This is a genomic window from Ralstonia sp. ASV6, assembly GCF_016429285.1.
Taxonomy (GTDB): Bacteria; Pseudomonadota; Gammaproteobacteria; order Burkholderiales; family Burkholderiaceae; genus Ralstonia; species Ralstonia flaminis.
This window is the reverse complement of sequence record NZ_JAELUI010000155.1, coordinates 1-12,398: the sequence shown is the minus strand read 5'-3', so window position 1 is coordinate 12,398 and position 12,398 is coordinate 1. Positions and strand designations below refer to the sequence as shown.

General features: G+C 66.3%; 11 protein-coding genes. 4 read left to right on the top strand and 7 right to left on the bottom strand.

All coding sequences use genetic code 11. The features are described from left to right. Both JHD73_RS23275 and JHD73_RS23270 read right to left on the bottom strand, forming a co-directional pair. Nucleotides 1-652: aquaporin (locus JHD73_RS23275; RefSeq protein WP_199032547.1), on the bottom strand; the 652-nt coding region annotated here is incomplete at its 3' end. 120 nt (nt 653-772) lie between these two features. Continuing rightward, nucleotides 773-2,239, bottom strand: a complete 1,467-nt coding sequence (locus JHD73_RS23270; protein WP_199032546.1) for an MFS transporter — start codon at nt 2,237-2,239, stop codon at nt 773-775. A gap of 124 nt (nt 2,240-2,363) precedes the next feature. On the opposite strand from JHD73_RS23270, the gene JHD73_RS23265 reads away from it, so the two are divergent. Further along, complete coding sequence (locus tag JHD73_RS23265; protein ID WP_199032545.1) at nt 2,364-3,197, top strand: helix-turn-helix transcriptional regulator; 834 nt, start codon at nt 2,364-2,366, stop codon at nt 3,195-3,197. A gap of 4 nt (nt 3,198-3,201) precedes the next feature. Here the strand turns inward: JHD73_RS23265 and JHD73_RS23260 are convergent, their stop codons facing one another. The 5 genes from JHD73_RS23260 to JHD73_RS23240 all read right to left on the bottom strand — a co-directional run bounded on the left by JHD73_RS23260 (nt 3,202) and on the right by JHD73_RS23240 (nt 8,488). After that, nucleotides 3,202-3,795, bottom strand: coding sequence for a hydrolase (locus JHD73_RS23260; protein WP_199032544.1), 594 nt, complete (start codon nt 3,793-3,795; stop codon nt 3,202-3,204). A gap of 92 nt (nt 3,796-3,887) precedes the next feature. Beyond that, entirely contained in the window at nt 3,888-5,336 is a 1,449-nt protein-coding gene (locus tag JHD73_RS23255; protein ID WP_199032543.1) for an MFS transporter, read from the bottom strand. Between the two features lie 19 nt (nt 5,337-5,355). Next, nucleotides 5,356-6,375 (bottom strand): cyclase family protein, encoded by a 1,020-nt coding sequence (locus JHD73_RS23250; RefSeq protein ID WP_199032542.1) that lies wholly within the window; start codon nt 6,373-6,375, stop codon nt 5,356-5,358. A gap of 40 nt (nt 6,376-6,415) precedes the next feature. Next, nucleotides 6,416-7,693 (bottom strand): CaiB/BaiF CoA-transferase family protein, encoded by a 1,278-nt coding sequence (locus tag JHD73_RS23245; protein WP_199032541.1) that lies wholly within the window; start codon nt 7,691-7,693, stop codon nt 6,416-6,418. Nucleotides 7,694-7,741: 48 nt separating this feature from the next. After that, nucleotides 7,742-8,488 (bottom strand): IclR family transcriptional regulator, encoded by a 747-nt coding sequence (locus tag JHD73_RS23240; protein ID WP_199032540.1) that lies wholly within the window; start codon nt 8,486-8,488, stop codon nt 7,742-7,744. A 221-nt stretch (nt 8,489-8,709) separates the two neighbouring features. On the opposite strand from JHD73_RS23240, the gene JHD73_RS23235 reads away from it, so the two are divergent. The 3 genes from JHD73_RS23235 to JHD73_RS23225 all read left to right on the top strand — a co-directional run bounded on the left by JHD73_RS23235 (nt 8,710) and on the right by JHD73_RS23225 (nt 12,289). Beyond that, a complete protein-coding gene (locus tag JHD73_RS23235; protein WP_199032539.1) occupies nt 8,710-9,600 on the top strand; it encodes a CoA ester lyase in 891 nt (296 codons plus the stop codon). A gap of 64 nt (nt 9,601-9,664) precedes the next feature. Beyond that, nucleotides 9,665-10,750 carry a porin gene (locus JHD73_RS23230; RefSeq protein ID WP_199032538.1) on the top strand — a complete coding sequence of 362 codons (1,086 nt, stop codon included), beginning with the start codon at nt 9,665-9,667 and terminating at the stop codon, nt 10,748-10,750. A gap of 33 nt (nt 10,751-10,783) precedes the next feature. Continuing rightward, the gene (locus tag JHD73_RS23225; RefSeq protein WP_233177123.1) at nt 10,784-12,289 is read left to right on the top strand and encodes an MmgE/PrpD family protein; all 1,506 of its coding nucleotides are present in this window, start codon (nt 10,784-10,786) and stop codon (nt 12,287-12,289) included. The last annotated feature ends 109 nt before the right edge of the window (nt 12,290-12,398 follow it).

Here is a 12,398-nt window from a genome sequence, read left to right as displayed (position 1 = left end):
GCATGTAGCCGGGCACATCACCGGGGCGGATGCCCGAGGGGCCGTCGGTCAGCGCGCAGGCCAGCGCCAGCGCTGGATTGGCCAACGAAGATGACGCGGTGAACCAATACCCGGCTGCGATGTAGGTGGCGACCACCAGCGGCAACTGCTTCGGCGCGTGACGGCCGCAGGCGATGCCCACCCCCATCAACCCGAACGTTGCCAATGCCTCGCTCCACCACAGCGCAGGGCCGGTTGCCACGTGGGTGCCCGCCGACAGTACCGGCATGCCGTACATCGCATGCGCTGCCATCACGCCGAGCACCGCGCCCATGGCCTGGGCGACCACATACGCCAGCGCGTCGCGCCAATGCAGGCGCCCCTGCACCAGCGTCGACAGCGTGACCGCGGGGTTCAGGTGTGCACCCGATACCGGCCCGAACGCCGTCAGCAACGCGCACAGCCCTGCCCCACCCGCCAGCGATTGCGCCAGCAGCGTCCACGTGGCATCGCCGCCGGAGAGCCGATTCGCGTGGATGCCTGTGCCAAGCACCACGGCGATCAGCAAAGCGGTGCCAAGCCCCTCCGCAACAAGGCGGCGGGCCAGGGAGATGGAAGGCGATGCGGCAGGCGCTGCCGCCGATGCGGGGCGAAGAGGAGAAACGGTGGCCATGCGGGAGCAGAAGGCAGACGATGCAAAGCGCATCGCGCGGGAGTTTGGGACTACCGCCTAGGCCGATCAATGCACTGTGGCGCGCTTGTGTCGCGCGCTACAGTATCGAATGGCGGGAACTCAGGCTGGGCTTGCTACACCGGCCACCGCCAGTTGCCGCTGTCGTGCTCCCAGACGCATGAAGCCCGTTGCCGCCGCGCCCAGCGCCACCAGCATCGCGATGCATCCGGCCATCGTGCCGTGCGTCATGCCAGTTGCGCTGCCATCGGCCGCAAAGGTGAAGTACAGCCCGCCGATGCATGCCACGCCCAGCGCGCCGGCCAGTTGCTGCGCCGTGATCAACAGCCCTGCTGCTGCGCCGGCCTGCGTACGTGGTACGCCAGTCAGTATCAGACCGATCAGCGGAACGATGACCAGCCCCTGCCCCGCGCCATGCAGGGCCAGGGCGATGCTGATGCGCGTCATGCTGGGCGTGGTCGGGTGCGCCCACGTCGTGCCGAAGCCCGACAGCAACACCAGCAGGCCCACCGCCATCAGGCCGAGGCCGCACAGCAGCGAACGTATCCCATAGCGCCGCACCAGCGCATTGGCCACGCGCGAGGTGATGAGAAACGCAATGGCCAGCGGCAGAATGACAATGCCCATGTGCAGCGCAGACAGCTGGCGCCCGTTCTGCAGGTACAGCGTCAGCACCAGGAAGAACGCCATCATGCTGATGTAGTGCAGCCCAGATGCCGTCAGGCCCGTCATGAAGGCGCGATGTTGCAGCAGCGCCGGTGGCAGCAACGGCGTGCCACCCGCACGGTCGACGCGCGCCTCGAGTTGCTGGAACGTCGCCATGCCGAGCAGGCCGACAACGAGCAAGACCAGGCTCCACACCGGCCAATGCAGTTCGCGGCCGAACAGCAGCGGCACGAGCACGGCCGCCACGCTGATGGCCATCCACGCCACGCCGGCCTTGTCGAGGTAGACCCCGGCCGTGGCCTCTGTTGGGCGTGGAATCCAGCGCCAGCCCAGTAGTGCCGCCACCAACCCCACCGGCAGGTTGACCAGGAATGCGGCGCGCCAGCCCAGCCCGGCGATGTCTGCACTGGTGAGTGCGCCACCCACCAGCAGCCCGGCCGCGCCGCCGGTGCCCATCACCAGCCCGAAGATCGACAGCGCGCGGTCGCGCTCGGCGCCGGTAAAGAGCGCCTGCACGCTTGCCAGCACCTGCGGCACCATCATCGCGGCAGAGAGGCCCTGCGCAAAGCGCCACGCAATGAGCGCCGCCGCACTGCCCGCCAGCCCGCAGCCGGCCGAGGTAGCGGTAAAGGCGATCAGCCCCAGCAGGAACACGCGCCGGCGCCCGAACAGATCACCCAGGCGGCCGCCGGTGATGAGCAGAATCGCGTAGCCGAGCTGGTACACCGCCAGCACGGCTTCCAGTTGCGCGGGTGTGGCATGCAGGCTCGTGCGGATGCTCGGGATCGCCACATTGGCGATGAACGCATCGACGATGAACATGAATTGCGCTGTCACCATCACACCAAAGGCGAGCCAGCGGCGTGGTTCTGACGTGGGAGAAGCAGAAGAAACATGGGTCACGATCGGCTCCGGAAAGAGGGATGGACGCAGCGTAGGTGCCCGGGCCGATTCGATTCAGAGCTAGGATTAACCTAGGATTGCGTTGTCCCTCCCATCAACACGTGCCGTCGTATGTAATGCCGCCATGGACGATTTCACTGCTGATCTGGCCCCCATTCCCGCCGCACCCCGTAGTGAGCTGGGCGAGTTCCTGCGCAGCCGTCGCAGCCACCTGCGCCCGCAGGATGTGGGGCTGCCCGAAGGCAGCGGGCGCCGCCGCACCGCCGGACTGCGCCGGGAGGAAGTCGCGCAGCTCGCCAACATCAGCATCGACTGGTATGTGCGCATCGAGCAGGGGCGCGATGTGCGGCCCTCGGTGGCGACCATCGAGGCGATCGGCCGGGCGTTGAAGCTGTCATCGGACGAGCGTGCGCACATGCGCGGTCTGGCGCGTGCGGAATCGGCCTTCCTGGGGGCGGCCGGACATGCATCGGCCGAAGTCGTGCCCGACGTCTTGCGCCGGGCCGTTGCCGGCATGGTCCTGCCTGCCCACGTGCGCAGCTACCGTACCGAACTGCTCTGCTGGAACGAGGCGACCACGCAGCTCTTCATGGATTTTGGCGCGATGCCGCCGGAAGACCGCAACTCGCTGGTCTACATGTTCTTGTACGCCAACGCGCGCGAGCGCTTTGTCGAGTGGGAGAGCGAAGCGCGCCGCATGCTGGCGAAGTTCCGGGCGGTGTACGACCCGCACGCGGATGACCCGGTGCTCGTGGCCCTGGTCGACCGCCTGCGCACCGACAGCCGCGAGTTCGACACCTGGTGGCGCCAGCACGAGGTGCGCGCCCAGCGCGCGGAACACAAGCTGATCCGCACGCCCGGCGGCAAGATCGTCCGCTACGACTACATCGGCCTGCCGGTGATGGAAGACCCGCGGCTGCGCATGGTGCTGTACGTGCCGGTGGAGGACGGAGCGTAGGTACTTAGGCGGTGAGCGCCGCGAGGATGGTGTCCGTGTTGCGCACACGACCCAGACGCGGAAAGACGTGCTCCACCGACGATCGGTGCAGCGCGGCATCGTTCGAGCTCATCGCATCTTCGGCCAGCACCAGCGCGTAGCCGTGCTCCCATGCGGCACGCGCGGTCGATTCCACGCCCACATGCGTGGAGATACCGCCCAGCACGATGGTAGTGATGCCGCGGCGGCGCAGTTGCAGATCCAGCTCGGTGCCGTAGAACGCGCCCCACTGGCGCTTGGTGATCTGGATGTCGGTGGGCGCGACTTCCAGCTCGGCGGGCTGCTCCCACCATTGCGGCGGCAGGCCGCCGGGCTGCGTGGGCGCGGGACGATCGACGGGCTGGCGCGGGGCGTCGGCATAGTCGGAAGCCCAGCCCACACGCACCAGCACCACCGGCGCGCCCAGTTCACGAAAGCGCTTGGCCAGCTTGGCCGAGGCGCTCATCACTTGCTCGGGCGAATGTGGCCCCTGCGCAAACGGCAGGATGCCGCGTTGCAGGTCGATCAGTACCAGCGCGGTGGATTGGGGTGACAAGGTCAGCGATTGCTCGGCAGACATGGGTGTGACTCCTGGGGATGGAAGCGTTCAGACATGAGGCTGGGGGCGTGGTTCCTCCGCCCCCGTGGGGAGTACAAGCGCGCTCTGGGGCATCAGGACCGGCCTGCCGGCAGCGTGCCGAGGGGCGGCGCCATGTCGTTTGCATGAGGTTCTCCGGCGCCCGCGATCTCGTCAAGCGAGCGGTTGTTCGTTCGCGGTCCGAAGATCCCGATCGACAGCATTACGATCAACATACTTGCGCTGATCAACACGAACACCGCGGGTGCCCCCGCGTGCTCGAGCAGCAGTGCGACCATGAAACTGCTGGCAATGCCCGTCAACCGCCCGAATGCATGCACGAACCCCAGCGCGCGGCTGCGGATTTGCGTCGGAAACACCTCGGCCTGATAGGCGGTGGCGTTGCTGGCCATCACGGTGTTGCACAGGGTGATGAGCACGCCAAAGAGGATCGCCAGCGGCGCCTGCCCCGACAAGGCGAAACCGGTGCCGAACACCACCACCCCGAACGCCGTGGCGACGATCAGCCATTTGCGTTCGATGCGATCCGCCAGCAGCCCACCGATGATGGGCGACACCGGATACGCAAACGCAATCACGAACGCATACCAGAGGCTTTTGGAGATGGATGCTCCCTGTGCCGCAAGCAGCGTGGGCAGCCATTGACTGAAGCCGAAGAAGCCGATGCTCAAGAACGCGTTGAAGGTGATCAGCATGACCGTGCGGCTACGGTAACGCTGGTTCCACATCGATTGCGCAGCGGGCGCACTGCCCGGCGCCTGTATGGCTTGCGTCCGGACGGGCGGCAAGGGGCGGCCGGATTCGTGCTCTACGCGATCCTCGACCTGCTGGACGATGGCTTCGGCTTCTTGCATGCGTCCGCGCATGGCCAGCCAGTGCGGCGACTCCGGCAGCCGGTGCTGCAGCCACCAGGCGACGATGGCACCACTGCCACCTGCTGCGACCACCCAGCGCCAGCCCGAGATGCCAAACGGCGATTGAGGAATCCACAGCCAGGACGCCAGTGCAAGCACGGGCATTGCCAAGTAGCTGATGCCGAAGCAGACCGCGAAGGCCCGCCCGCGCATGTCCTTGGGGACCAGCTCGGTGAGGAACGCGCCGATCGTGATCAGCTCTGCGCCCGCGCCGCAACTGGCCACGAAGCGGCAAAGGTGGATGCCGAGCGCCGTGCTCTGGAAGCACATCGCCACGCTGGCTGCGGTGTACAGCAGCAGTGCGCCGGTGAATACGCTGCGCCGGCCGATACGGTCGGCCAGGCGCGAGACGAACATCTCGCCGATGAAGAGGCCGGCAAACGTTGCTGCGCCCAATGCCCCCTGGTCCGACATCCCGAACGTGCCGTGGGCACCTGCGTGAAAGATGCCGTCCCGGATCAGGCCGGGTGGCAGGTAGGTCATCTGGAACAGGTCGTAGACCTCGAAGAAGCCGCCAACGCTCAGCAGCAGCACCAGACGCCAGATCGTGCCGGTGGCCGGCAAGCGGTCGATGCGCGAAGCGATCGACTGCGCATAGGTTGCAGACATGTAATGTCTCCTGCAGGGTTCAGACCGTAGCGATGGGATTGACCGGCGATCCCACGAGCCCACGCACATGCAGCGGCGGCGCGGTCAGCAGGAAGCGGTTGCGTTGATGCGTGCGCAGCCATTGCGCCAGTGGCGTCAGGTGCCACAGCTCGCCCAGGTGGATGCCCAGCTTGAACAGGCACAGCTCATGCAGCGGCATCAGCGCGCCGGGGCTCGCCCGGTCAACAAGCTGGTGCGGGCGCTCTTCGACGGCGTGGTTGTCCGCAACCAGCGCGGCCAGGCCCGAGGCGTCGATCCAGTTCAGGAGTCGCTCGTCATTGCCATCGAGCACGCAGCAGGTGTCGGGCATGGCTTGTTCGCCAGCGATATCGGCTTGCAGCAACCGATCGGCGAAGCCCGTGTGAATGCAGACGATGTCACCGCGCTCGACCACGATAGCGTCGGCACGCAGCACGGCCATCCAGTCGTCGTAGCCGATCTTGCGGCGCGCATCGCCAAAGTGATGTCGCAGATCGACCAGCACCCCCCGCCCCTGCACGCCAGTCTGGGCCATGACTTCGATGCCCAGTGCGTGCGCACCGCCCATCGATGCGCCGGCCTGCGGTACCCGCACGTGTTCGTCCATGCGGTAGCCGTTGTAGAACACGGCTTCTGCGTTGCCGTCACCATCCGCATCGAACAGCGAGCCGACATGCGACAGCGCATCCCACTGTGTGGAGAACTGCGAGTGCATGCAGAAGGCGTCGTCGCAAACGACGTCGGTTGCATTGCGTGCTGCTTCCTCGGCGCGGTAACCGAAGTACGGCCGGCCTTGCAGCAGTGCGGGGCTGATCGTTGGCGGTTGTCGCCGCGCGTTGAGCCCACCGCCGCGCGGAACATCCAGCGGCAGGCTGAGCGAGAACACCACGCCTTCGCGCACTTCTGCGACGGCGCGCAAGACGCGGTCCGGCGTCAGCCAGTTCAGCCTGCCTCGTTGATCATCGATACCGAAGTCGCCCCAATTGGAACCGGGCGGCCGGTGGGTCCAGCGCGGGTTCATGCAGTCTCCTTGTTTTTGATTTGTTTTCTGGCGGTGTTGCCTAGCGTGGCAGGATCACGCCCTGCGCCGTAAGGCGCGCGTAATCGTCCTCGCCCAGCAGCGGCAGCAGGATTTCGCGGTTGTTCTCGCCGAGTGCGGGCGCGGGCCGGCGGAATACGCCCGGCGTGCCGGACAGGCGCGGTGCGATGTTGTGCATGGGCAAGCTGCCCGCATCGTCGTCGGGCAGCTCGACCAGGGCTTCGCGCTCGATCACGTAGTTGTCGTGCACGATCTGTGCGATATCGTGGATCGGCCCGACCGTGACGCCGGCCGCCTCGAAGAAGGCGAGGTTGCTATCCAGGTCGCGCTCGGCAATGAAGGCGCTCACGATGGCGTCCAGTTCTTCCGCGTGCTGCACACGCAGAACGTTGGTGCGGTAGCGCGGATCGTCGATCAGGTCGGGGCGTCCGATCGCGCGGAACATGCGCTCGGCCATCCCCTGCGTGGAGCTCGACATGCACAGCCACTTGTTGTCGCGGGTGCGGTACGTATTGCGCGGCGCGGTGTTGGTCGAGCGGCTGCCGGTGCGCGGCTTGACCTTGCCCGTGAGTGCGTAGTTGGCGGCGGCTGGCCCGAGAATGGAGAACAGCGGTTCGAACAGCGACACGTCGATCACCTGGCCCATCGCGCCCTCGGCGTCGCGTGCGCGCAGTGCCACCAGCACGGCAATCGCGCCGGACAGGCCGGCCGTCATGTCCCCCAGGAACATCGGCGGCAGCACCGGTTCGCGATCGGCAAAACCATTGATGGCGGCGAACCCTGCATAGCCTTCGGCCAGCGTGCCGAAGCCGGGTTTGTGCCGGTACGGACCGCTCTGGCCCCAGCCGGAGATGCGCGCGATCACCAACTGCGGGCGCAGCGCGAGCAGCACCTCGGGGCCGAGCCCCATTTGCTCGGCAACGCCGGGTTTGAAGCTCTCGATGAACACATCGGCATCGCGCACTAGCCGATGTACGATTTCGATGCCTTCGGGCGAACGCAGATCCACGCACACGCTGCGCTTGTTGCGCCCGTAGACCTTCCAGTTGGTGCTGATGCCGCCGGCGCCGACCGCGCGCAGCGTATCGCCGTGCTCGCCCTCGACCTTGATCACGTCGGCGCCAAAGTCAGCGAGCTGCACGCTCAGCATGTTGCCCGCCATCAGCCGCGATAGGTCGATGACGCGCACGCCGGCCAGCGGCCCGCGTGCATCGGCATCGAACTGCTTGACGTGGATTGGGCCAGTGGACGCGCGAAAGGGGGCCTTGCCCGCATGGGCTTGCGTTTGTTCAACGGACATCGGTGTCTCCGGTATGGGTAACTGGTGCGGCGCGCTGGGCCGCTTGCGCTACGCCTGCAGTGCGCCGAGCGAGTCGGCCTGGGTGGCGGCGCCTGGCGACGGGAGGTCTCCGCCGAGCGCGTGTGTCAGTTCGGCCGCGGCGGCCAGCACGCGCGGCAGGTAGTCGTTCTGCACTTTCTTGTTGAAGCGGTAGCGCGGGATGCCTAACGAGATCGCACCGCTGATCACCCGGCCAACGCCGAACACCGGGCAGGCAATCGCTGCGCTTTCTGCATCGCGCTCGGCAACGGAGACGGCGTACCCCTGCTCCACGACTTTTTCGTGCTCCGCGCCGCGCGTGCCGGAAAACGCCAGCAGCACGTGCCCCGCCGCACCCACATCGAGCGGGAAGCGATCGCCCTCGCGCAGATTGGTCCGCACTGAGCGCTCGGCGTGGAAGCGGAACAGGCAGACGCGCTGGTCGCCTTCGCGCACGTAGAACGCGGCGGTTTCGCCGGTCTCCTCCGACAGTCGGGCGAGGATCGGCGCGGCGTGTTCGCGCAGCTGGAACGACTCGCGATACGTCATGCCCAGATGAAAGTTGGCCGGCCCCAGCACGTAGCGCCCATCCGGCAGCCGCTTGATGAAGCGGAACTGCTCAAGCGATTCGAACATGCGCAGCAGCGTGCTCATGTTCAGCCCGGTGGCCTCGCTCACCTGCGCCAGCATCAGCCCATTGGGGGCGTTGCCGAAGGCGAGCAGGACGGTCAGGGCGCGATTGACCGCGGAGACGCCGCCCTCTGTTTGCGTGTTCATGTGGACCTCGTGACGTGCTGGTCGACGCGCTGACGGCGTCGATAAAAAATGAAAGTTGTTTTCATTATATTTGTGAGAGCGCATTTGGCAATAGCCACGTCAACCTGCTCGGATGGTGTGGTGATTTGCGTGTGCAAGCAGTCACAAGGGTTAACGATAGTCTTGACGAATTCGATGTCGAACACAAAAAATGAAAGTCACTTTCATTTTAGTGAGTTGATATGTTTTCGTCACCCTTACCGGTCTGGCGCTCGCTGTTGTACGTGCCAGCCCATGTCCCCCGCTACGTTGCCAAGGCCGAGGTCTGCGGGGCCGATGCCGTCATCCTCGATCTGGAAGACGGTGTACCGCATGAGCAGAAGGCGCAGGCGCGCGGCGCGCTTGCCGAAGCGATTCCGCGCCTGGCCCGCATCGGCTACGACGTGTTGGTGCGCGTCAACGGTCCGCTGGAACCCATGGCGGCGGACCTGCGTGCCGCCGTTCTGGCGGGCGCGAGCGGTGTCGTCTTGCCCAAGGTGCGTGGCGCAGCGCATCTGGAAGCCATCGATGAACAGCTGGGGTTGCTGGAGGACGCATGCGGCGCCCCGCTTGGCCGGACCCGCATCATCGCCATCATCGAAACGCCGCGCGCCTTCGAGGTGATGAGTGACATTGCGCGCGCCACGCCGCGCATTGCGGCCCTGATGCTTGGCGGCGGCGATTTCGCGCTGTCCTGCGACAGCCGTGCCAGCGCCGAGGTGTTGCGCGTGCCGAAACAGTTGCTGGTGATTGCCGCCCGAGCCGCCGGCGTCCTGCCCCTCGGCCTGACCGGGGGATTGGACGTGCTGGACGATCTCGACGCCTTCGAGCGCGCGGCCCAGCAGTCCGTCGACATGGGCTTTGCCGGCGCGACCTGTATCCATCCCGCGCAGGTGGCGGTGCTCAACCGCGCCTTCATGCCCTCGGCTGAGGAGGTTTCCGACGCCAGCGCGCTGCTGGCGGCCTTCGACGCTGCGCGCGCCGAGGGCCGCGGCGCGCTCCGGTTCGACGGACGGATGGTCGACGCCCCAGGCGTCGCACGCGCGCGCCGCGTGCTAGCCCGCCATGCCGCCAGCCAGAGGCGCATGCCGTAGCCCTGATTTGCCGGCGCCGCCGGCACTTGCCGTATCCCAAAAATCAAAACAGCAGGAGACAACCATGACCACGCGAATGTTCGCGCTATGCGGACTGGGCCTTCTTTCGGCCAGCGCCAGCGCACAGTCCACCCTCACCCTGTATGGCGTCGCCGACGTCTATACGGAATTCCTGACCAGCCAGGCAGCGCCGGGCGATGGTCGCGCTGTCACGCAGACGCGCATGGCCTCGGGCGGCAAGAGCGGCTCGCGCTGGGGCTTGAAGGGCAAGGAAGACCTGGGTGGCGGCTGGCGGGCGGCGTTCCGCCTGGAAAGCGGCATCAACCTCAACAACGGCACTGGAACGGGCTCGGGCGGGGGCGGCTTCGACCGCTCCGCGTGGGTGGCGCTGGAGAACGACCAGTGGGGCATGCTGCGCCTGGGCCGCCAGTACACCACGCTGTTCGATGTCATGGAAAAGTACTCGCCCACCGGGGCGTACTCCACGCTGTATGAGCCCGCAGGCGCCATCGTCGGCCTGAACTTTCGCGAGAACAGCGTCGTGAAGTACCGGTTCGAGACCGGCCCGCTGGCCGTGCAGGCGCACTACGCCCTGGGCGGCACGCCGGGCACGTTCCAGACCAGCGCCGCGTACGGCGCCGGCTTCGACTATGCGAGCGGCCCGCTGTCGTTCGCTGCAGCCTATGACAACGTCAACGGTTCGCAGCTCAGCAACGTCACGCATTTCCGGCGCTACTCGGCCGCAGCCATGGTCGCGCTGGGTCGCGCCGAGTGGATCGTCGGCCTGACCGAAGGCAACGGCAACGTGAGCACGCCGCTGGTCGTCACGCGCTACACGTTCCTGTGGACGGGGGTGCGCTATCGCATCTCTGAGCGCCTCCAGGCTATCTGTGCGTTCTATTACGAGAACGTTCGCGCGCAGAACCCCTCGCCCGGGCAGCCAGCCCCACAGCTGACCAATCCGCAGCAGGTCACCGTACAGCTCAACTACTTTCCGTCGAAGACCACGACGCTCTATCTCGCGGCCGGTTATGCGCACCGCGCCGCGCTGGACTTCGACAACTACAACTACAGCTTCCTGCACTACTCGCTCGCTGCCGGCCGGTCCGTCAGCACGGGCGTGGCGCTGGGCATTCGCAAGCTGTTCTGATACGCAACCAGACCCTGATCAGGAGATCGTGACATGTCCATCATGCTTGCGCGCCGTCGCACGTTCTTGCTACGAGCGCTTGCCGGTACCGCCGGTTTCGCATTCGCGGGCGCGTCGTCGGCGCTACCCCTTGCCGACGCGGCCAAACCTGCCGCCACCACTGTGCTGCCCATCGCCAATCGCCTGGCCGAATACGTGCATCGCCTGCGATACGAAGACATCGATGCCGGCGCGCTTGAAGCGTTGAAGCTGCGTCTGGTCGATACATTCGGTTGCGCGCTTGCGGCGTTGCAGGAGCCTGTGGTCCAGCGGTGCTTCCACCTTGCTGAAGCCGACGCGAGCTACGCTTCGACGCTGATCGGAACGACGCGCCGCACGACGCCGGAGCTTGCGGCCTTCGCCAACGGCGCGGCCATCCGCTACTACGATCTCAACGATGGATACGCCGCCAAGGAGATCGGCCATCCGAGTGATTTCATCTCGGTCAGTCTTGCCGTGGCGCAATCGGAGCGGCGTTCGATCCAGGATTTCATCCTGGCCTCGCTCGTCGCCTACGAAATCGAATGCAGGCTGTTCGACGCCGCCGCCATCAGCCCGCGCGGCTGGGACAACCCGAGCTATGGCGTGGTGACCGCAGCGCTGACCGCCGGCAAGCTGATGAAGCTCTCGGTCGAGCAATTGACGCAGGCCGTCAACATCGCGCTCGTCGACCACATTGCGATGAACCAGACCAGAACCCAGGTGCTGTCGAACTGGAAAGGGCTGGCCGATGCATCGGCGGCAAAAAGCGGTGTCTTTGCCGCAAGGCTGGCGCGCGAGGGGGTGACCGGCCCCAGCCCGGTCTTCGAGGGCACTTATGGGTTCGAGAAGCTCGTCGCAGGCCAGCCTATTCCTATCGATACGTCGACGTTCGGGGGAGCGGGCCGCCCGTTCCGCATTGCCGATGTGCTCGTGAAACCGTATCCGGCACAAGGCCACACGTTGACTGCGGTGGAGGCGGCCATTCGGCTGTCGGGGCGGATTCACGACCCTGCGCAGATCGACAAGGTGGTCGTTGCGACAACGCAGCTCGGCTACAGGATCACCGGAAGCGGGCCGTATGTCTGGGCGCCAGCCACCAAGGAGACGGCCGACCACAGCATGCCCTACGTCGTGGCGCGTGCGCTTATCGATGGCACGTTGACGAACGCGAGCTACGCCCCCGAGAAACTCACCGCGGCAGACGTACGCGCGCTGATGCCCAAGATCCGCGTCGAGGAGGACCCGGCGCTCACCGCACTCTATCCGCGGCACATTCCAAACCGCATCTCGGTGCATCTGCGTTCGGGGGAGGTCTTGTCTGAACGTGTTGACGACCTGCCGGGCGCGCCCGACGTACCGCTGACACGCCAGGCGATCGAAGCCAAGTTCTGGCGTACCGCAGGCGCGGCCATCCCTCGGGCGCACGGCGAGGCGTTGATCCAGCGCATCTGGTCGATGGAGCGGCTGAGCGGCGTCGACGCCTTGTTTGAGGCGGCTGTGGTCGAACGGATGGCTTGAGCATCACCGGTTGCGTGCGCAAAAAAGGGGGCGCTAAGGCCCCCTTCTCTTTGTTGCCGCGTCTTACGGACGGCGGATCACACACGTAGCCGTGGCATGCGCCAGCAGC

What these genes read in the sequence shown, in the direction of transcription:
- JHD73_RS23265 (WP_199032545.1), top strand. Translation starts at nt 2,364, where the DNA reads ATGGACGATTTCACTGCTGATCTGGCCCCCATTCCCGCCGCACCCCGT.
- JHD73_RS23260 (WP_199032544.1), bottom strand. Translation starts at nt 3,795, where the DNA reads ATGTCTGCCGAGCAATCGCTGACCTTGTCACCCCAATCCACCGCGCTG.
- JHD73_RS23255 (WP_199032543.1), bottom strand. Translation starts at nt 5,336, where the DNA reads ATGTCTGCAACCTATGCGCAGTCGATCGCTTCGCGCATCGACCGCTTG.
- JHD73_RS23250 (WP_199032542.1), bottom strand. Translation starts at nt 6,375, where the DNA reads ATGAACCCGCGCTGGACCCACCGGCCGCCCGGTTCCAATTGGGGCGAC.
- JHD73_RS23245 (WP_199032541.1), bottom strand. Translation starts at nt 7,693, where the DNA reads ATGTCCGTTGAACAAACGCAAGCCCATGCGGGCAAGGCCCCCTTTCGC.
- JHD73_RS23240 (WP_199032540.1), bottom strand. Translation starts at nt 8,488, where the DNA reads ATGAACACGCAAACAGAGGGCGGCGTCTCCGCGGTCAATCGCGCCCTG.
- JHD73_RS23235 (WP_199032539.1), top strand. Translation starts at nt 8,710, where the DNA reads ATGTTTTCGTCACCCTTACCGGTCTGGCGCTCGCTGTTGTACGTGCCA.
- JHD73_RS23230 (WP_199032538.1), top strand. Translation starts at nt 9,665, where the DNA reads ATGACCACGCGAATGTTCGCGCTATGCGGACTGGGCCTTCTTTCGGCC.
- JHD73_RS23225 (WP_233177123.1), top strand. Translation starts at nt 10,784, where the DNA reads ATGTCCATCATGCTTGCGCGCCGTCGCACGTTCTTGCTACGAGCGCTT.